Genomic DNA, 19,650 nt, shown 5'->3' with positions numbered 1-19,650 from the left:
TGCCCGATTCCGCATGTGAATCGGCGGCTTTGCACTGCGATCAGGCGTCGTCTTCGCCGATGATCGATGTGCTGTAGTCGCCGCCGACGATCGTCATGTCGACAGTATTGCCCTGCAGATTGGCGCCGAGCACGATCTGCTGGTTGAAGGCGTTGGTGTCGATCACGGCATCGGCTGTCGCCGAGGAAATCCCTTCAACGAAGCCATCGTCTCCGTTGTAGGAGCCCCATGTTCCGGCATCGCCAAAGCCGCCGTCTCCGGTCGTGGCAGTGCCGCCGGCCCCGCCGCCACCGCCAGCGCCGCCGGTCGCCGCTCCGCCCGCGCCACCGTCGGCCGAGGCATCTCCGGCCCATGCGCCGCTGAGCGCAAGGCCGCCTTCACCCGCGCCGCCGGTCGCCGCTCCGCCCGTGCCGGTACCGCCACTGGCATTGCCGGTCGTTCCGCCATCCGCGGAGGCACCACCACCACCGCCGCCGCCGCCGCCATTACCGGCGCCGAGCCCGATACCCGTGCCAACGCCGACGCCTGCACCAAGCGCGTTGCCGCCGTCGCCGGCATCATCGGCGCTGCCGCCATTGGCGTTGCCGGTCTCGCCGAAAGCGACGCTGTTGCCGCCTTCATTGTCGCCGCCGTCGCCACCGATGTTCAGGATCGGGATCGAGAAATCGGCGTCGTCGGCAGCGTCGCCACCGTCCCCGGCGTCGTCGGTTTCGGCGTCATCACTCTCGATGTCGCCGGATTCGCCACCGTTGCCGGCTGCGTTGTCGCCGCCGTCGCCGCCGGCCGCAGCGCCGACGCCGAGACCGACACCGAGCCCGAGACCGACGCCGAGGCCTGCGCCGCCGTTGCCGCCGGCACCGCCGGTTGCCGCGCCACCATCTGCGCTCCCACTAGCGCCGCCGGTGCCGACACCGACGCTCGCAGCAATGCCGCCGAATCCGTCGCCACCGTCCGCGTCGCTATCGGCGTTTCCGCCATCGGCATCACCGCCAAACGAGAAGCCGCCAACGGCAAGACCGCCGTCGCCGCCGTTTCCGCCATCGGCATCGGCATCATCGCCGCCCGAACCGCCATCACCCTCGGCGTCGATGCCGTCGTCGGAGGTGGCCGTGCCGCCGGTGGCCGTGCCATTCAGGTTCAGGGTGCCGCTGTTGGAGACACCATGCAGGTGGTCGTCGTCCGACATGATGGCGGACTGGCTGATGACGTTGCCGACATCATTGCCCGCACCATTGAGCGAGCCGTTGAGGATGTTGCTGAAGCTGACATTCGCCATGCCATGGATCGACGAATTGTCGATGTCGACAAAGTCATCGTCGGACGGCTCATAGCCGCTCAGATCAAGATCGATGTCGACGTCGACGTCGGTCGTGCTCGATACGTCGACCGTGGTGTCGCTGGTGTTGGTGTTGCTATTGCTGTTCGTATTATCGTTCGCATTGGCATTGGCATTGCCGTTTCCGTTCAGGTTGAGATTGCCATTGCCGTTTCCGTTCAGGTTGAGGTTGCCGTTGCCGTTGCCGTTGCCGTTCAGGTTGCCGTTATAAGATTCACTGTACTGACCCTGATACTGGTCCTGGTCCTGATCCTGATCTTGGTCCTGATCTTGCTCCTGCTCCTGCTCCTGCTCCTGTTCTTGCTCCTGTTCCTGGAGCTCGAGCTGGGCCTGAAGCTCGGCTTGGGCCTGGCCCTGCAACTGGTCCTGGCTTTGCGACTGATTATCCCATGGCCACAAGAAGTTTTTGTTATTGCTCATAGCTACGTCCTCAAAGTTGAGGCCGCTACGACCGAACCGCTTTCATCTCTCACGCGGATCTTGGCCGTGCGCGGTCTGAAGTTGAAATGAAGTTTTTCAGTGGAAAGGATCTCCGGGCGCACGGAAATGCGCGGCCGGGATTGGCGCTACTTGCCTGGCATTCACCTCCCTTGCTCGTCGGGAACGGCAGCCAGGCTTTCGAGGGGGCATTCCGCCCTAAACGCAGTACTGGATCAACGCAAACCTGGGCATACCTGCCCTCTGTTGTGCGTGAAAAGTGTGTTGCTAACAGGCTGGAATTGTAAGCTGTCAGTTCGGGCTAACCCCCCTAGGCGATGAGCGGCAAAGATTGATCACCCGTAAGAGGTTGTTGCGTGTGCGACCTATCCCGGAAAGACTTTCGGGGGTCAGAGGCTACCGCCTCGGAGGTATTCTGCGGCCGATGCGTTTCGTTCGCTGTAAATTTATCCGAAGACCGGAATGCGCTATTGTGGCTGTAAAGGGATGCTGCTCATGAAGAAATTCCACGAGATACTCCTTTTAATCGGACAGCTGAACTACACGTGGACCAACACGGAAAGTCTGCTCATCTACCTGATTGCGGGCCTTGCGAAGGTGGACAAGGAAACCGCCATCGTCATCTTTTTGACGCTGAATACGACGCGCGCCCGTCTCGAGCTCGTCGAACGGCTCGCCAAATTGGAAAAGACGCCGCTTGCTCGGCGGCAGGAGATTCTCGCAGTGACACAGCAGCTTGGCCGGCAGGGCAAACTCAGGAACAAGTACAGCCACTGCATCTATTCCTTCGACGAAACCGGAGACCAGGCGAGCACTCAGCTGATGAGCATTTTCGACAGCAAGGACACGATCAAATACGGCAAGATCGAACAGATTGACGATTCGGAGATCGCCAGGATCAACGAGGCGATCGAGCAGATCATGAGGATCAACAAGGAAATCTGGGCTATCGTCGAGCGATATTCATTTCCCCGTTGAGGAGAGGCTTTTCTTACACTGTGGAGAAACGGAGGAAGGAGCCAGCACCGAAACCCCTTCATCTTCATAGGTTTTTTTGGCGCTGGCTCTCACTCAGATGAACTATCGATATTCATCTGCGGGTGTTTCGATACTCTCTGTATTTTGTTCAATATAAATTTCACGGTTAGGGATATTCCGCTAATGCATTAGGTGTTGATAATTGATAGTCATACACTTTGTCATACGAACGCAATATAAATAGTTTCCAAACCTACGCTGAACCTTGTCCGGAGACGCATACAACTCCATGCGACCGGTACAGTGTGATCCGGAATGGGGAGAAGTGGAAGATACCAATTATGGTTAGTCCCAGCCGTCACTTGGCGGATGAGGGCATCCGGGATGGGGGCAGCACAGCCGGATATTGCTTCCGAGGAAGCGGTCGTCTTGTCCAGCGAAGCGAGTCGTCCTTACCCCTTCGGACTGTCCGGCCATTAAGGCGATGTTAACATTGTGAATCCGAGGCTGCATGCCCGTAAGATGGAATTACCTGTCGAGTCTCAACCTAAGCGGGATTTTTCGATGATGGGTCGTCGGGTCTCGACATCCGCCCGCCGGAAGACCGGAAGCATACATGCCTGCCGAGGCCGTGATGCGCCGCCGCTAGCCCCTTTGGAGTATAAAGTGGTTCAGGTCGAAGGGGAGACGGCGGCCTGTGCTCCTCATTCCGAGGTACAGGGTTGCGATAAGCGCAACCTGACATACCCTCTAGAATGCCCGGGTCCCCGCTTGGCGCGAAAAGGACGGACACGCCCACGGCCGCGCAGACTTGACATCAGCTCGACTCACCCAGAATTGGTGCAAATCGGGACTATTTGGACGGGAATGGGGCCGAATCTAACCCTTTTGGGCTGTTTCTTATCCCCCATATTTACGATACATTAGCCATCATGAAGTTTTTTCGTGGTTAGTGACTTCGCATTTTTGATCGAAAACATTTTCAGACAGGGCGCTCCAATACCCTTAAGAAGATAGGGGGAATGCCCAAGGAGGGGATAATGTATCGTACCGGCTCCAGTTTGAGCGAATTTGAGGACAACAACAGGGTTTTAGCGAAGAAAGCGAAGATCGTAATGCTCGCCAGGGCGGATCTGCTCGCCGAATGTCTGACGCAGGCGATCAGCACCCGGTTCCAGGGGAATGAAGTTGTGAGCCTTTCGGAGGCCGACAGCCTGCTCGATGGCAATCTCGACGATGTGGCGCTGATTATGCTCTACCGCCTACCGGCGAGCACGTTTCCATCGGTCATCAGGACGATCCACGAGTTCCATCCGCGGGCCTCGATCGGGCTCGTCGTCGAGAATGCGGACGAGGTCGATTCATCGATCGCCGGCTTTGTCGACGAGGGGCTGATCCATGGCGTCCTGCCCTTGAACCTCCATCTGGACGTCTGCCTGACCGCCATCGATTTGCTGATGAAGGGCGGCGAGCATTTTCCGGCCGCCCTGCTGCGTCGGCTGGCGCCGCGGTCGGAGACAGGCAGTGCCACGCCTGCCCAGCGCGAGGCATGCGCCGAGGCCATGCCCCCGGCACAGAGGAGCGATGTCGGCAGAGGTCTGCTGACAAGCCGGGAGGTCCAGATCCTCGATCTGATCTGCATGGGCACGCAGAACAAGATCATTGCCGACCGACTCGGCCTGTCGGAGAACACCGTCAAGGTTCATGTCCGTAACATCTACAAGAAGATGAACGTGCGAAACCGGACAGAAGCGGCGTCCCGCTACTTCAGGCATGACGGCGATGCGGGCCCGCCCCGCTGGCGCAACTGACGGTCTCGATGGCTGCATGGACGCCGCGCATCTGGTCGGACACGCGGCGTCTTTGCAATTGAGCGAGTGGCATGCAGCAAATTCAAAGAGTTACGCCGATCTTTGTGCTCCTGAAATGACGCGCGGGTTGTAGCGCGTCTACGCACGCCGCTGCAGGGCGCCGCGGCGGATCTGATCGGCTTCGATCGATTCAAACAACGCCCGGAAGTTTCCCTCGCCAAAACCCTCGTCGCCTTTACGCTGGATAAATTCGAAGAAGATCGGGCCGATGACCGTGCGCGAGAAGATCTGCAGCAGGATCTTCGTCATGCCGCCGTCGATCACGCCCTCGCCATCGATCAGGATACCGTGCTTCTTCATCCGCTCGATCGGTTCCTCATGGCCGTGCACACGCTCGTGCGACATCTCATAGTAGGTGTCCGGCGGCCCGGGCATGAATTTGAGGCCGTTTGCCGCGAGCTTGTCCGTTGCGTCGTAGATCGCCTCGGTACCGACGGCGATGTGCTGGATGCCTTCGCCTTTGTATTTCTTCAAGTATTCCTCGATCTGGCTGGTTTCGTCCTTCGACTCGTTCAGCGGAATGCGGATCTTGCCACAAGGTGAAGTGATCGCCCGACTGAGCAAGCCGGTAATGCGGCCGTCGATGTCGAAGAAGTGGATCTGCTTGAAGTTGAAGAGCTCTCGGTAGAAGGCCCACCACTTGTCCATGTTGCCGCGATAGACGTTATGGGTCAGGTGGTCGAGATAGTAGAAGCCGACGCCCTCCGGCCTCGGATCGCGTTCACCGACCCATTCGAACTCGGCATCATAGGCCGAGCCTTTCGCGCCATAGCTGTCGATGAAATAGAGAAGTGAGCCGCCGATGCCGACGATTGCCGGGACATCGAGGGTCTTGTCGCTGCCCTCATAGGCTTCGGCACCGTTCGACACCGCATGTTCGAAAGCCTGCTTGGCGTCGACGACGCGCCACGCCATGGACGGTGCACAGGGGCCGTGCTTGTCGACGAAGCGCATCGCATGCGAACCGGGCTCGGCATTCAGGATGTAATTGATGTCGCCCTGCCGCCACACGGTGATGTTCTTCGCCCGGTGCCGTGCGACGGGGGTGTAGCCCATGCGCGCGAAAAGCTCCACGAGTTTTTCCGGCTCCGGATGGGCGAATTCGACGAACTCGAAGCCGTCCGTTCCGGCGGGGTTGTCCGCCGAGATCGTTGCGGGCGGGGCGTCATGCGGAAACGGGCCCATCGAAAGTCTCCTCTCAATCCTCGAGAACTTTTGCCGGAGTATGCCGCAGATGCGATGCATGATGCTTGTATTCTTGCAGGGTTTTGGCGAAACTGTGCACGAATTGTGCGTGCATGGGCATGAGGACGCATGCAATGGAGCAACTCGACGGCTTTGATCTCAAGATACTTAGCGCGTTGCAGCGGGACGGGCATCTGACCAATAACGAGTTGTCCGAGCGGATCGCGCTATCACCGTCGCAATGTTCGCGGCGGCGCTCGCGGCTGGAGGCGGAAGGCTATATCACCGGCTATCAGGCGCAGATCGACCGGCAGAAGCTGGGGCTCGACCTGATGGTGGTGATCTCGGTGACGCTCGCCACCCACAATCGCGACAATGCCAAGCGGTTCGCCAAGCTGATTTCCGGGCTGCCGGAGGTGCTGGAGGCCTATGCGCTGACTGGCGAGATGGATTATCACCTGCGCGTCGTAACACCCGACCTTGCCGGGTTGTCGCGCTTCGTCAACGATGTGCTCTTGCCGCATGACAGCGTCCAGCACGTCAAGACCTCGATCGTGCTCGAGACTTTGAAGAGCTTCGAGGGGCTGCCGATCCCGGAGCGCGTGCGGGGATAGGTTCATCCGGCCGCGGGCGACTTTCCCACGGCCGTTGCCTGAAAATTCGACGGCACACCCGGAAACAAGTGACTTTCCGCAACGAACCATGACATGCTGCAATGGTTCGCGCCGGTCGGAGCGGATCAACAGAACATCTCGGGAAACACCATGAAACTCGCGACGCTGAAAGATTCCACCCGCGACGGCAGGCTCGTCGTGGTCTCGAAAGACCTCACCCGTTGCTCGGAAGTCGGGCATATCGCCCGCACGCTGCAGGCGGCCCTCGACGACTGGGCGCATGCTGGGCCGCGGCTGGCGCGTGTCGCCGACGGTATAGAGACCGGCTCCCAGCCGACCATGCGTTTCCACGAGCACGATGCCGCCTCGCCCTTGCCGCGGGCGTTCCACTGGGCCGACGGCTCCGCCTATGTCAACCACGTCGAACTGGTCAGGAAGGCGCGCAACGCGGAGATGCCGGCAAGCTTCTGGAACGATCCGCTGATCTATCAGGGCGGATCCGACGGCTTCCTCGGGCCGCGCGACCCGATCCTCATGGCGGATGAGGCCTGGGGCATCGATATGGAGGGCGAGGTCGCGGTGATCGTCGACGATGTGCCGATGGGCGCGACGGTTGAGGAGGCGCGCGAGGCGATCCGTCTTGTCATGCTCGTCAACGACGTTTCGCTGCGCGGACTCATTCCGGCCGAGCTCGCCAAGGGATTCGGCTTCTACCAATCGAAGCCGTCTTCCGCCTTCTCGCCGGTCGCCGTGACGCCGGACGAATTGCGCGAGGCGTGGGACGGCGGCAAGCTGCATTTGCCGCTTCGCGTCGATCTCAACGGCAGGCCCTTCGGTCGAGCCAATGCCGGCATCGATATGACCTTCGATTTCCCGCAACTGATCGCCCATGCGGCCCGCACCCGCCCGCTCACGTCCGGCACGATCATCGGCTCGGGGACCGTGTCCAACAAACTCGACGGCGGGCCGGGCAGACCGGTGTCGGAGGGGGGCGTCGGTTATTCCTGCCTCGCGGAGCTGCGCATGATCGAAACGATCGAGAGCGGCGCACCGAAGACGCATTTCCTGAAGTTCGGCGACGTCGTCAGGATCGAGATGAAAGACGCGAGCGGCCATTCGATCTTCGGCGCCATCGAGCAGAAGGTGGAGAAGTACGAGCGCTGATAGCGAGACGGGAGGCGACCCGGATCCAGGAGACCGGTCTCTACGACTACTGGCGCTCGTCCGCGAGCTATAGGCGCTGTAGGACGTCGTTTTCTACGGTTGCCGGCGGATCGTCGCCATCGATGCCCGTTGCGCAGAGATCGAGGCCTTCGCCAAAACGCATCCCGACCGGGTAAAAGCCCTGAATGTCTCACTTCTGAGAGCCGGAGAGAGCGTGGCCCGTTCCGTCCAGCCGATGTCGCGAATGGATCGGCGGGTCTCGAAGCGCCAGGGTAGTTTCGCATGAACGGCCCGAGGGGCCGGATACCGCATCAGAATGAGAGACCACCGATGAAAAGCTACGTGCTGACCGTCACCTGCAAATCTACCCGCGGCATCGTTGCCGCCGTTACCGGCGGTCTCGCGGAAAAAGGCTGTTACATCAGCGACAGCTCACAATTCAACGACCTTGAAACCGGGCTTTTCTTCCTGCGCGTCTCTTTCATCAGCCAGGCTGGCGCTAAGCTCGAAGAGCTGCGCGAAGCCTTCGCTCCGGCGGTCGAGCGGTTCGGCATGACAATGGAGATCCGCGATTCGGAAGAGCGGATGAAGGTGCTCTTGATGGTCTCGCGGTTCGGCCATTGCCTGAACGACCTGCTCTATCGCTGGAAGATCGGCGCGCTGCCGATCGACATCGTCGGCGTCGTCTCCAACCACTTCGATTACCAGAAGGTCATCGCCAACCACGACATCCCCTTCCACTGCATCAAGGTAACGAAGGAGAACAAGCCGAGGGCCGAAGCACAGCTGATGGAGATCGTCGAGCAGACCGGCGCCGAGCTGATCGTGCTCGCCCGCTACATGCAGGTGCTGTCGGATGCGCTGTGCAAGAAAATGTCGGGCAGGATCATCAACATCCATCACTCCTTCCTGCCGTCGTTCAAGGGCGCCAACCCCTACAAGCAGGCCTATGAGCGCGGCGTCAAGCTGATCGGCGCGACGGCGCACTACGTCACCGCCGATCTCGACGAGGGCCCGATCATCGAGCAGGACATCGCCCGCATCACCCATGCGCAGTCGGCCGAGGACTATGTCTCGATCGGCCGCGACGTCGAGAGCCAGGTGCTGGCCCGCGCCATACACGCCCATATTCATCGCCGCACCCTCATCAACGGCAACCGCGTCGTCGTCTTCCCGCCGAGCCCGGGCTCCTACGCGTCGGAACGGATGGGCTAATCTGCGGCTATCCCGCCGGCGGCCCACAAGGGCGCGGATGGCGTTGCCTTACTGCATTCGGCGGTTATAGTCGGTCGAGAGTGTTGACGATGAGATGCGGGTATTTGCCCCTCACCCTAAGCCTCTCCCTGCGTGCGGGGAGAGGGGACGAGTCGGCGCCCTCCGCTTCGTTTTCACCTGACGATCCGTGCTGCTGGGGGACGAGCCGGTGCCACATGTCCCTTCTCCCCGCCTGCGGGGAGAAGGTGGCGGCAGGCGGATGAGGGGCGCTCATTCCGCAGCCTCGACGGTCGCACTCCGGGGCCAAGGCCGACCGATATTCGGCGAAATGGGAGGATATGATGAGCAATCGCGATCCGGTGGTTATCGTGTCGGCGGCGCGCACGCCGATGGGCGCGTTCCAAGGAGGGCTCAAGGATCTGACAGCGCCGGAGCTCGGGTCGGCAGCGTTGAAGGCGGCGCTGGATCGCGCCAGCCTCGATAAGGTCGACGAAGTGCTGATGGGTAATGTCCTGCCCGCCGGCGTCGGACAGAATCCTGCCCGGCAGGCGGCACTCGGCGCCGGCCTCGGACAGGAGACACCCTCGACAACCGTTTCCAAGGTCTGCGGCTCGGGCATGAAGGCCCTGATGCTCGGCAATGACGCGCTTGTCTCCGGCAGCGCCACGGTCCTTGCCGTTGGCGGAATGGAGTCGATGACGAACGCGCCTTATCTCCTGCCGAAGGCCCGCGGCGGTTTTCGGCTTGGCCACGGCGAGATCAAGGACCACATGTTTTTGGACGGGCTGGAGGACGCCTATTCCGGACGACTGATGGGCACCTACGCCGAGGATACGGCCCAGCATTACCAATTCTCGCGGGCAGACCAGGACGCTTTCGCACTCCGCTCGCTCGAGCGGGCGCTGAAGGCGGCGGAAGACAAATCCTTTGCCGACGAAATCGTGACGATCGTCGATGGCGGCAAGCGCAAGAGCGCCAATCTCGATCGCGACGAGCAGCCGGTGAAGGCCGATCCGGCGAAGATACCGAAGCTGAAGCCAGCCTTCCGCGACCGCGGCAGCGTCACGGCGGCCAATTCCTCCTCGATCTCCGATGGTGCGGCTGCGCTGATCCTGATGCGTGCGAGCGAGGCGGAGAAGCGCGGGCTGACGCCGCTTGCGATCGTCGCTGGCCATGCGGGCCATGCACAGGAGCCCGCCTGGTTCACCACGGCGCCGATCGGCGCCATCGACAAGCTCTTCGACCAGCTCGGCTGGGAGAAGGGGAGCGTCGGGCTCTACGAAATCAACGAAGCCTTTGCCGTCGTCGCCATGGCGGCGATCCGCGACCTCGGTCTCTCCGACGACATCGTCAACATCCATGGCGGCGCCTGCGCCCTCGGCCACCCGATAGGCGCCTCCGGTGCGCGCATCGTCGTGACGCTTCTCCATGCAATGCGAAAAAACGGCGTGAAGCGCGGCATCGCCTCCCTCTGCATCGGCGGCGGCGAAGCGACGGCGGTCGGGCTGGAGTTGGTGCAGTAGCGCTCGTCGTGCCTCGACCCTGCAACTGGGGCTTTGGAAGAAGCGGTATTGGGAAATGTGCGGGCGCGGCATCGCCCCTTCTCCCCGCCTGCGGGGGAAAAGGTCGCGGTCCACCCTCCGCAGTTGCTGCGGAGGACGGGCATCGGGATGAGGGACAACCTGCACCACATCTCAAATATGCAGCGCGTGCCCCAAGGCTTTGAAGGCCGCCTCCTGGAAGGCCTCCGATTGGGTCGGGTGGGCATGGATGGTGCCGGCGACGTCTTCCAATCGCGCGCCCATCTCGATTGCCAGCGCGAAGGCAGCGGAGAGTTCCGAGACGGCATGGCCGACGGCGTGGATACCGAGGACGAGGTGGTTGTCGGCGCGGGCGACGACGCGCACGAATCCGTCCTCGGCGAGGGTCGTCATGGCGCGGCCGTTCGCCTGGAAGGGGAATTGGCCGATCCTGACCTCGATGCCGGCCGCGCGTGCCTCCTCCAGTGAGAGACCGGCGCTGACGATTTCCGGGTCGGTGAAGCAGACGGCGGGGATGCACCGCTTGTCCCAGCTTCGCTTCTGCCCGGCGACGATCTCGGCAACCATTTCCCCCTGCGCCATGGCACGGTGCGCGAGCATCGGCTCGCCGGTCACGTCGCCGATCGCATAGATGCCGCGCATGGACGTGCGGCACTGGTCGTCGATGCGGATGAAGCGGCCGGAGCGGTCGAGATCGATCTCCTGGATCCCCCAGCCCTCCGTCACCGGCCCGCGACCGACGGTGACCAATACCTTTTTTGCCGGAACTTCGAAGGCCCGCCCGTTTTCCTCGGCCAGAAGACCGCGCTTGTCGGCCGAGAGGCGCTTCGCGGTGGTGCGGGTGAAAACCTCCATGCCGAGTTCGCCGAGCCGCTTCATTACCGGCCTTGAAAGTTCGGCGTCGTACTGCGGCAGGATGCGGTCCATCGCTTCGAGCACGGTCACTTTCGAGCCAAGTTTGGCAAAAGCGGTCCCGAGTTCGAGGCCGATATAGCCGCCGCCGATGACCGCGAGCGTCTCGGGCAATTCAACCAGAGCCAAAGCCTCGGTGGAAGAGATGACGCTGCCGCCGAAGGGCAGGTCCGGAAGCTCCACCGGCGCCGAGCCGGTGGCGATGACGACCGCTTCGGCGCGGATGCGCTGCTGGCCCGTTTCCGTCTCGACATCGACCGTCTTGCCGTCGACGAAGCGTGCTTCTCCAAATACAGCCTTCACGCCCGCCTTCTTCAGGAGCCCGGTAACCCCGCTGTTCAGGCGCCCGACGATGCCGTCCTTCCAGGCGACGGTTTGCTTGAGGTTAATCGCCGGTGCGCTCAAGGATAGCCCGAGCGGACTTCTCCCGGAGGCGGCGGCATGAAGCTTGTGATACTCCTCGGCGGCGTGGATCAGCGCCTTCGACGGAATGCACCCGACATTGAGACAAGTGCCGCCCGCCTTCGCCCTTTCGACAATCACCGTGTCGACGCCGAGCTGCCCGGCGCGGATGGCGCAGACATAGCCGCCGGGACCGGCGCCGAGCACCAGGAGCTTGCAGGAGATTTCCTTCATTGCGAGATCATCCCTCCACGAAAATCAGCGCCGGGGTTTCGAGCAGCGTCTTCAGTCGCTGGACGAAGGTGGCGGCGTCCCATCCATCGATTACGCGGTGGTCGAAGCTCGACGAAAGATTCATCATCTTGCGCGGCACGAATTGCGCCCCGTCCCAGACCGGGCGGGTCGCCATCTTGTTGACGCCGACGATCGCCGCCTCCGGATGGTTGATCACCGGCGTCGAGACGATGCCGCCAAGCGCGCCGAGCGAGGAAATCGTGATCGTCGAGCCGGTCAGTTCATCGCGCGTCGCGGTGCCGGTGCGGGCGGCTTCCGCCAGCCGATTGAGTTCCGCCGCGCAGTCCCAGATGCCGCGCGCCTCCGCGTGGCGCACGACCGGCACCGTCAGGCCGGCGGGGGTCTGCGTGGCAATGCCGATATGGACGGCCGCGTGGCGATGGATGACGCCGGCATGGTCGTCGAAAGTGGCGTTGATGCCGGGCTGCTCGGACACTGCCTTGACCAGCGCCCGCATCAGGAAGGGCAGGATTGTCAGCTTCGGCTGGTCGGGTTTGCGGTCGCGGTTCATCGTCGTCCGCAGATCCTCCAGTGCCGTCATGTCCACCTCTTCCACATAGGTGATGTGGGGGATCCGTGAGGTGGAGAGCGACATCTTCTCAGCAATCCGCCGCCGCAGACCGGCGATCTTGACCTCCTCGACTGCCGTCTTCCGGACGAGCCCGATCTGCGCTGGCAGCGGGCCCGGCCCGCGGCTGATGAAGAGATCGAGATCCTCGTGGGTGATCCGGCCGGCAGGTCCCGTGCCGGCGACCTGCCTGAGATCGATACCGCTTTCCTTGGCGCGCAGGCGCACGGCCGGGGAGGCAAGCGGTTTGGCTGAAACATCCGGCGCCTGGCGCGGCCTTGGCGCTTCCCCGCTCGCGCTCCTGCCCGGTTCCGGGCGCGCATTCTCCTTGATCGGCGTGGGGGCCGCCGCCACCGGCTCCTCCAACACGGCTTCGGCAAGCGCCTCGGGAATGCTGTCCGGCGGGGGCTCGCCGGTTTCGCCGGCCGTTTCGATCCTGACGAGCGGCGCCTTGACCGGAACCGTGTCGCCCACATGAGCTCCGAGCCAAATTACCTTGCCGGATACTGGTGAGGGGATTTCGACCGTCGCCTTGTCGGTCATGACGGCGGCCAGCACCATGTCTTCGCGCACCGGATCGCCAGGCTTCACATGCCATTCGACAAGTTCCGCCTCGGCGACGCCTTCACCGACGTCCGGCATTTTCAGAACGAATTCTCCCATAGCCTCACGCCTCCATCGCTTCAGCAAGCGCACGGCCGACGCGCGCCGGCCCGGGGAAATAGTCCCATTCCTGGGCATGTGGATAAGGGGTGTCCCAGCCGGTCACCCGTACGACCGGCGCTTCGAGCTGGTAGAAGCAATGCTCCTGGACGAGGGCGACCAGCTCGCCGCCGAAGCCCGAGGTCAGCGTCGCCTCGTGCACGACGACGCAGCGCCCAGTCCGGGTGACGGAATCGACGATCGTCTCGAGATCGAGCGGCAACAGACTGCGCAGGTCGATCACTTCTGCGTCGATGCCGGTCTCCTCGGCTGCCGCAAGCGCCACATGCACCATGGTGCCGTAGGCGAGCACGGTTACCGCCGAGCCATTGCGGCGAATTTCCGCCTTGCCGATGGGGATCGTGTAGTGCCCTTCCGGCACTTCGCCAAGTTCGTGCTTTGACCAAGGGGTTACCGGGCGCTCGTGATGGCCGTCGAAGGGGCCGTTATAGAGCCGCTTCGGCTCCAGGAAGATGATCGGATCCGGATCCTCGATGGCCGAGATCAGCAGGCCTTTGGCGTCATAAGGATTTGACGGCACGATGACCTTGAGGCCGCAGACGTGGGTGAAGAGTGCCTCCGGGCTCTGGCTGTGCGTCTGACCGCCGAAGATGCCGCCGCCGGTCGGCATTCGCACGACGATCGGGCAGGTGAAGTCGCCGTTCGAACGATAGCGGATGCGGGCTGCTTCCTGCGTCAGTTGATCGTAGGCGGGGTACATGTAGTCGGCGAACTGGATCTCGACGCAGGGCTTCAGGCCGTAAGCCGCCATGCCGATGGCGCTGCCGACGATGCCGGATTCGCTGATCGGTGCATCGAAACAGCGAGTGTTGCCGTATTTCGCCTGAAGCCCCTGAGTGCAGCGAAACACGCCGCCGAAATAACCGACATCCTCGCCGAAGACGACGACGTCCTCGTCGCGTCCCATCGACACGTCCATGGCACTGCGCACCGCTTCAATCATCGTCATTCTGGCCATGTCAGTACCCCGCCTTCTGCCGCTGTCGGCGGATGTGCGGCGGCATCACCGCGTAGACGCCTTCGAAGATGTCGCGCACCGAGGGCCTGCCGCCGGCATGGAGCGTGCCATGGCTTTCCGCCTGCTTCTGCGCCTGGATCACTTCGTCCATGATCTCGGCTTCCGCCTGTAGGTGTCGCTCTTCCGACCAGACTCCGCGAACGATCAGGTGCTTCTTCAACCGCAGAACCGGATCGCCAAGGGGCCAGGCTTCCGACTCGGTCTTCGGCCGATAGGCGCTCGGGTCATCCGACGTCGAATGGGCGCCGACGCGGTAGGTCACATATTCGATCAGCGTCGGCCCGAGATTTCTCCGGGCGCGTTCCGCTGCCCAGCGCGCCACCGCATAGACGGCAAGATAGTCGTTGCCGTCGACGCGCAGCGCCGGAATGCCGAAGCCCAGACCCCGGGCGGCGAAAGTGCCGGATCCGCCCCGCGCAATTCCCTGGAAGGTCGAGATCGCCCACTGGTTGTTGACGATGTTAAGGATGACGGGTGCCTTGTAAGTCGAGGCGAACACAAGAGCGGAATGGAAGTCCGATTCGGCCGTCGAGCCGTCGCCGATCCAGCCCGCCGCGATGCGGGTGTCGCGCTTGATGGCGGACGCCATCGCCCAGCCGACAGCCTGGACGAACTGCGTGGCAAGGTTCCCGGATATGGTGAAGAAGCCATGCTCTTTCGAAGTGTAGAGAACCGGCAGCTGCCGGCCATGGCAGGGATCGCTCTCGTTCGAGAATATCTGGTTCATCATCTCGACCATGGGGTAGTCGTCGGCGATCAGGAGCCCCGCCTGTCGATAAGTGGGAAAGTTCATGTCGCCCTTGCGCAGCGCCTTGCGGAAGGCGCAGCTTACCGCCTCCTCGCCGAGATGCTGCATGTAGAAGGACGTTTTGCCCTGGCGCTGCGCCATCACCATTCGCGCGTCGAAGGCTCGCAGCATCATCATGTGCCGGAGGCCGGTCAGCAGTTCCTCGTCTGACAGGAGACCGGCCCAAGGCCCGACCGCTTCCCCTTCGCGGTTGAGAACGCGGATGATGGAGAAGGCCAGATCGCGGATCGTCTCCGGGTCGACATCGACCTCGGGTCGCGGGACCGTGCCCGCTTTCGGTATCCTCACAGTGGAAAAATCGGGTTCGTCGCCCGGCCGAACCGCCGGCTCGGGGACATGCAGGCTCAATCGGCTGAATTCATCCATGCGGGTTCCGGCCTCCTTTCCGGATTGCGCATCGCGCGTCAGCCACTCGCTGGAGCCGATTCTCGTGGATCTTGCGGCGCGGATGACGGCAACGGTTTGTGGGCGGTCCTCCGTGCCCGCACTGCCAAACCGCCAACAACCCTCGTTCTCCCAAAGGGTTATGATGACAGACTGCCACGAGTTCGGGGTGAGATGAAGGACTTTCGACGAGGTGCCCGCCTCCGGCGCGAAGAAAGACAGATTCGTACCGGCAAACCGCTCAGACCGTTCGGCGGGCCGATACACAGCCAGTCGGCTGCGCAATTTTCTTTCGCGACGATGACGGCTGAGGGAATATGTCTTTTGTCTATAAAAATACAATTAGCCGCTTGACAGCTGGCAGGTGCCGATGTCTGCTGGCGCGACGTGCATCCGGATAGGGCGAGGCGGAAAATGAGCGGAAGTCTGGCAGGCAAGCGTGCGGTGATCACGGCCGCGGCACAGGGTATCGGCCGTGCGACGGCCGAGGCTTTCAGCCGGGAAGGTGCGTCGGTCGTCGCGACGGACATCAACGAGGAGAAGCTAGGCGAAGTCGCGGCTCAGGGTATCGACGTGGCGCGGCTCGACGTGTTGAGTGGCGAAGCGATCAGCGAGTTTGCGGCGCGGACGGGTGCGATCGACATCCTCTTCAACTGCGCCGGATTTGTCCATGCGGGCACGATCCTTGAAGTGGCGGAGAAAGATTACGACTTTGCCTTCGATCTCAATGTCAAATCGATGTATCGGATGATCCGCGCTTTCCTGCCGGGCATGGTCGAGAAGGGCGGCGGCTCCATCATCAACATGTCGTCGGTTGCCGGCGTGCCAATGGGCGTGCCGAACCGCTTCGCCTACTCCGCCAGCAAGGCGGCGGTCATCGGCCTCACCAAATCGGTGGCGATCGACTTCATCGGCAAGGGCATCCGGTGCAACGCCATCGCGCCTGGCACGGTGCAGTCGCCCTCGCTCGAGGAACGCATGCGCGCGCAGGGCAATTACGAGGAAGCGCGTAGCGCCTTCATTGCCCGCCAGCCGATGGGCCGCCTCGGCACCCCCGAGGAGATCGCGGCCCTCGCGGTCTATCTCGCGAGCGACGCCGCGGCCTACACGACCGGCCATGTCCATGTCATCGACGGCGGCATGAGCCTCTGACGGCGGGACTTTTCGAGGGTCGCTGCAGCCATTATGCTCGAGCGCATGTCCAGAGCCGATAACGGGCTTCGCCCCATTCTACGCATCGATTTTCCACCCGAAGACCGCCTCGGGCGCGGAAAGATCATGCTTCTGGAGCTTATCCGCGAAACCGGGTCGATCTCGGCCGCCGGCCGGGCGATGGACATGTCCTACCGGCGCGCCTGGCTGCTGGTCGACGCGCTCAACCGCATGTTCAAGGAGCCAGCCGTCGAGTCCCAACGGGGCGGAAAGCAGGGCGGCGGTGCCGCGCTCACCGCCTTCGGCGAGGCGCTGGTCGACCGCTTCCGGGCGATGGAAGCCAGGATGGGGGCGGCGCTCGCCGATGATCTCGCCTGGCTGGAGGCGGCGCGCGTCGGGGATGTTCCGCGGGCCGAAGAAACTCAGCCGCGGCGCTGAGCACGACTGCATGTTTTCGCAAATCGATCTCGGTTCGGGGACAAGGACACGCAGCGTTGAAGGTCGCTGTAACAAGGCGCCCGGCCGGGGAACCGAGATTGGGATTCGACGCCCGGCCTAGTCGATCAACCGGTTATTCGACCGGTATCATGAGGTGCTGGTACGGCGTTCCCGCCCACATCACCCATGGCTTCGACCGGTCGGGATTCTCGCCTGGCTGGGGATAGTCGGCCGGTATCTCCGGCAGGCTGAAGATCATGACATGCGGGGGTTCTTGCGCCAGTTCCCCGCCTTCCGGCGCGGCGGCAAAGGGATCGACGTTGCTCGGTGTGGCTCCGCCCGCCAACATGTAACCGAAGCCGACCTTTCCCTTTGGCGGTTCGGTCTTGTTCATCCAGGCCTGCGCCCACTCCATGGCATTCTTGTCGAGGCACATCGGATTGTTGCCGGGCCCCGGGTCGTCGGCGATGCAGGTGAAGTTGTTGGTACCTTCCTTTAGTGTTCTCATCTTGCCGTCTGCGTCCATAGCCATGATCGTGGCATCGCGCGCCACGGCCTCGGGCGCAGCCGACATCGCATTCTTGATCAGTTCCTCGTCGCTCATATCCGCCGACAGGGCCGTTGCCGCGAGGCCGAGTCCGGAAAGGCCGGCAGCAAGCGAAATCATCCACAAACGCATGTCACTCCTCCCATTCGAGCTGGTCGGCGCGAGCGCTCGCGAGTTCGGTTGGCCGCCCGCACAACGAACGCACCAAAACATGATTATACGCTCGCAGCGGTCACCTCTGCTAGTGTCCGGAGGCACTTCAATAGTCGAGCGCGACGGTCTTGATGACCGCGTGCACCGGCGTTCCCGGCAGAAGCCCGAGCGCCTCGCGCGAAAGGGTTGTGATGCGGGCGAGGAGGGTGTTGCCGCCGCAGTCGAGGCGGACGTCGAGGCTGCCCTCATGGGCTGGCGACAGGCCGATGATCGTCCCCGGCAGCACGTTGAGGGCGCTGATCCCCTGCGGCCGCGTCGTGGCCAGCATGACGTCGCGGGCGGCGATGTAGAGTCGAAGGCGGTGCCCGGGCGCCGCGACGACGTGGGGAACACGGAAGAGGCATTCGCCGGCGCGCACGAGCGTCAGCTTGTGCGCCTCGTCGTGGAGTTCGACCAGACCTTCGATCAACGCGCCCGCCTCCTTTCTGGCGATCGCATGCGTGTCGGTCGACCGGCTGAGAATGACGGCTGCTTCGCCGGATGCCTGAACCCGGCCGTCATCGATGACGACCACGCGCTGGGCCAACCGCGCCACTTCCGCGACGGAGTGGCTGACATAGACGATCGGAATCCTGGTTTCGTCGCGGAGTCGCTCCAGATAGGGCAGGATTTCCGCCTTGCGCGCCTCGTCAAGCGCGGCGAGCGGTTCGTCCATCAGCAGGAGGCGCGGCGCGGCAAGCAGGGCCCGACCGAGCGCGACCCGTTGGCGCTCGCCGCCCGAGAGCGTCGAGGGGCTGCGGTCGAGCAGGTGCCCGACGCCGAGCATCTCGACGACTTTAGTGAATTCGGATGCGGACTTGCCTGCGCCGTTGAGCCAGCGGCCGTAGACGAGATTGCTGCGGACGGTCAGATGCGGAAACAGGCGCGCCTCCTGGAACACGTAGCCAAAGCGGCGCCGGTGGACAGGCGTGAAGAGCTTGCGCGCACTGTCGGCGATCACGTCGCCATCAAGGACGATGCGGCCGCCATCGGGGCGCAGGAGCCCGGCGATGATGTTGACGATCGTGGTCTTGCCGGATCCGGAGCGCCCAAACAGAGCCGTCACGCCGCCGTCCGAAAGAAAAGCGGCGTCGATCTTGAAAGTGCCGATCCGATGGCGCGCCTCGACCTCCAGGCTCATGTCAAGACCGTCCGTCGCGCCGCGGCTGCTGCAAGGGTTTCCGACAATACCAGTGCTGCCATCGAGAGGACGATCGAGATGATCGTAAGGCGCATGGCGCCGGCATCGCCGCCCGGCACCTGCGTAAAGGTGTAGATGGCGACGGCAAGCGTCTGCGTTTCGCCGGGTATATTCGAGACGAAGGTGATCGTGGCTCCAAACTCGCCCATCGCCTTGGCGAAGGAGAGGACCATGCCGGCGACGATGCCGGGCAGGATCAAGGGCAGCGTCACCGTCAGGAAGATCCAGGCGGGGCCGGCGCCGAGCGTGGCGGCTGCATCCTCGAGCTTGCGGTCGACCGCTTCGATCGACAGCCGCATGCTACGCACCATCAGCGGAAAACCCATGACGGCGCAGGCGAGCGCCGCACCGGTCCAACGGAACGAAAAGACAAGCCCGACATGCTCCGCCAAAAAGGCACCGATCGGACCGCGGCGGCCGAAGAGCAGCAGCAGCACGAAGCCGGTGACGACAGGCGGCAGGATCAGCGGCATGTGCACCAGGCCGTTGAGGACCGACTTGCCCCAGAAGCGGCCACGCGCAAGGACGATGGCAGTCAGAAGCGCGAGCGGCAGGCTCGAAAGCATCGCGACGGTTGCGACGCGCAGGCTCAGCCGGACGGCCATCCATTCTGCCTCGCTTAGCGCCACCCAATCCAAATCGATGCTCTCCTGTTTGACTGCTGCGCGG

17 protein-coding genes are annotated in these 19,650 nt (G+C 62.9%); 8 read left to right on the top strand and 9 right to left on the bottom strand.

Going from position 1 to position 19,650, the window contains the following annotated elements; translation table 11 throughout:
- Positions 1–40: 40 nt before the first annotated feature.
- Positions 41–1,756, bottom strand: a complete 1,716-nt coding sequence (locus EKH55_RS14085) for a hypothetical protein (RefSeq protein ID WP_151611630.1) — start codon at positions 1,754–1,756, stop codon at positions 41–43.
- A 513-nt stretch (positions 1,757–2,269) separates the two neighbouring features.
- On the opposite strand from EKH55_RS14085, the gene EKH55_RS14080 reads away from it, so the two are divergent.
- On the top strand, positions 2,270–2,752 hold the full coding sequence (locus EKH55_RS14080) for a hypothetical protein (RefSeq protein WP_192803718.1): 483 nt from the start codon (positions 2,270–2,272) through the stop codon (positions 2,750–2,752).
- Between the two features lie 1,040 nt (positions 2,753–3,792).
- Complete coding sequence (locus tag EKH55_RS14075; RefSeq protein WP_069459023.1) at positions 3,793–4,563, top strand: helix-turn-helix transcriptional regulator; 771 nt, start codon at positions 3,793–3,795, stop codon at positions 4,561–4,563.
- 138 nt (positions 4,564–4,701) lie between these two features.
- Here the strand turns inward: EKH55_RS14075 and hppD are convergent, their stop codons facing one another.
- Entirely contained in the window at positions 4,702–5,808 is a 1,107-nt protein-coding gene (gene hppD, locus EKH55_RS14070) for a 4-hydroxyphenylpyruvate dioxygenase (RefSeq protein WP_069459024.1), read from the bottom strand.
- A gap of 134 nt (positions 5,809–5,942) precedes the next feature.
- Here hppD and EKH55_RS14065 point away from each other — a divergent pair, with 134 nt between their 5' ends.
- The 4 genes from EKH55_RS14065 (at position 5,943) to EKH55_RS14045 (ending at position 10,324) form a co-directional block, all read left to right on the top strand.
- Positions 5,943–6,422 carry an Lrp/AsnC family transcriptional regulator gene (locus EKH55_RS14065; protein ID WP_069459025.1) on the top strand — a complete coding sequence of 160 codons (480 nt, stop codon included), beginning with the start codon at positions 5,943–5,945 and terminating at the stop codon, positions 6,420–6,422.
- A 150-nt stretch (positions 6,423–6,572) separates the two neighbouring features.
- The gene (locus tag EKH55_RS14060) at positions 6,573–7,586 is read left to right on the top strand and encodes a fumarylacetoacetate hydrolase family protein (protein ID WP_069459295.1); all 1,014 of its coding nucleotides are present in this window, start codon (positions 6,573–6,575) and stop codon (positions 7,584–7,586) included.
- A 330-nt stretch (positions 7,587–7,916) separates the two neighbouring features.
- Positions 7,917–8,801: a formyltetrahydrofolate deformylase gene (purU, locus tag EKH55_RS14050; protein ID WP_069459026.1), complete on the top strand. Its 885-nt coding sequence runs from the start codon at positions 7,917–7,919 to the stop codon at positions 8,799–8,801.
- A gap of 341 nt (positions 8,802–9,142) precedes the next feature.
- A complete protein-coding gene (locus EKH55_RS14045) occupies positions 9,143–10,324 on the top strand; it encodes an acetyl-CoA C-acyltransferase (protein ID WP_069459296.1) in 1,182 nt (393 codons plus the stop codon).
- A gap of 171 nt (positions 10,325–10,495) precedes the next feature.
- Here EKH55_RS14045 and lpdA read toward each other — a convergent pair whose 3' ends face one another.
- From lpdA to EKH55_RS14025, 4 genes are read right to left on the bottom strand one after another with little or no spacing between them, the layout of a single operon-like run.
- Entirely contained in the window at positions 10,496–11,890 is a 1,395-nt protein-coding gene (gene lpdA, locus EKH55_RS14040; RefSeq protein ID WP_151611628.1) for a dihydrolipoyl dehydrogenase, read from the bottom strand.
- A 7-nt stretch (positions 11,891–11,897) separates the two neighbouring features.
- On the bottom strand, positions 11,898–13,181 hold the full coding sequence (locus EKH55_RS14035; RefSeq protein WP_151611627.1) for a dihydrolipoamide acetyltransferase family protein: 1,284 nt from the start codon (positions 13,179–13,181) through the stop codon (positions 11,898–11,900).
- Between the two features lie 4 nt (positions 13,182–13,185).
- The gene (locus EKH55_RS14030; RefSeq protein WP_151611626.1) at positions 13,186–14,199 is read right to left on the bottom strand and encodes an alpha-ketoacid dehydrogenase subunit beta; all 1,014 of its coding nucleotides are present in this window, start codon (positions 14,197–14,199) and stop codon (positions 13,186–13,188) included.
- Between the two features lies 1 nt (position 14,200).
- Positions 14,201–15,433, bottom strand: coding sequence for a 3-methyl-2-oxobutanoate dehydrogenase (2-methylpropanoyl-transferring) subunit alpha (locus EKH55_RS14025; RefSeq protein ID WP_069459297.1), 1,233 nt, complete (start codon positions 15,431–15,433; stop codon positions 14,201–14,203).
- A gap of 432 nt (positions 15,434–15,865) precedes the next feature.
- Between EKH55_RS14025 and EKH55_RS14020 the strand changes: the two genes are divergently transcribed.
- Together EKH55_RS14020 and EKH55_RS14015 are read left to right on the top strand one after the other, a co-directional pair.
- Positions 15,866–16,603 carry an SDR family oxidoreductase gene (locus EKH55_RS14020; RefSeq protein ID WP_069459030.1) on the top strand — a complete coding sequence of 246 codons (738 nt, stop codon included), beginning with the start codon at positions 15,866–15,868 and terminating at the stop codon, positions 16,601–16,603.
- 45 nt (positions 16,604–16,648) lie between these two features.
- Complete coding sequence (locus tag EKH55_RS14015; RefSeq protein ID WP_069459298.1) at positions 16,649–17,041, top strand: winged helix-turn-helix domain-containing protein; 393 nt, start codon at positions 16,649–16,651, stop codon at positions 17,039–17,041.
- Between the two features lie 133 nt (positions 17,042–17,174).
- On the opposite strand, the gene EKH55_RS14010 is transcribed toward EKH55_RS14015, so the two are convergent.
- The 3 genes from EKH55_RS14010 to modB all read right to left on the bottom strand — a co-directional run bounded on the left by EKH55_RS14010 (position 17,175) and on the right by modB (position 19,619).
- Complete coding sequence (locus EKH55_RS14010; RefSeq protein ID WP_069459031.1) at positions 17,175–17,720, bottom strand: hypothetical protein; 546 nt, start codon at positions 17,718–17,720, stop codon at positions 17,175–17,177.
- A gap of 127 nt (positions 17,721–17,847) precedes the next feature.
- Complete coding sequence (modC, locus tag EKH55_RS14005) at positions 17,848–18,921, bottom strand: molybdenum ABC transporter ATP-binding protein (RefSeq protein WP_069459032.1); 1,074 nt, start codon at positions 18,919–18,921, stop codon at positions 17,848–17,850.
- The gene (gene modB, locus EKH55_RS14000; RefSeq protein WP_151611625.1) at positions 18,918–19,619 is read right to left on the bottom strand and encodes a molybdate ABC transporter permease subunit; all 702 of its coding nucleotides are present in this window, start codon (positions 19,617–19,619) and stop codon (positions 18,918–18,920) included. The genes modC and modB overlap by 4 nt, the downstream gene beginning before the upstream one ends.
- Positions 19,620–19,650: the final 31 nt, after the last annotated feature.

It is taken from the genome of Sinorhizobium alkalisoli, assembly GCF_008932245.1.
GTDB classification, from domain to species: domain Bacteria; phylum Pseudomonadota; class Alphaproteobacteria; order Rhizobiales; family Rhizobiaceae; genus Sinorhizobium; species Sinorhizobium alkalisoli.
Note: the sequence above shows the minus strand (reverse complement) of the source record. Positions and strands in the feature narration are given on the sequence as shown.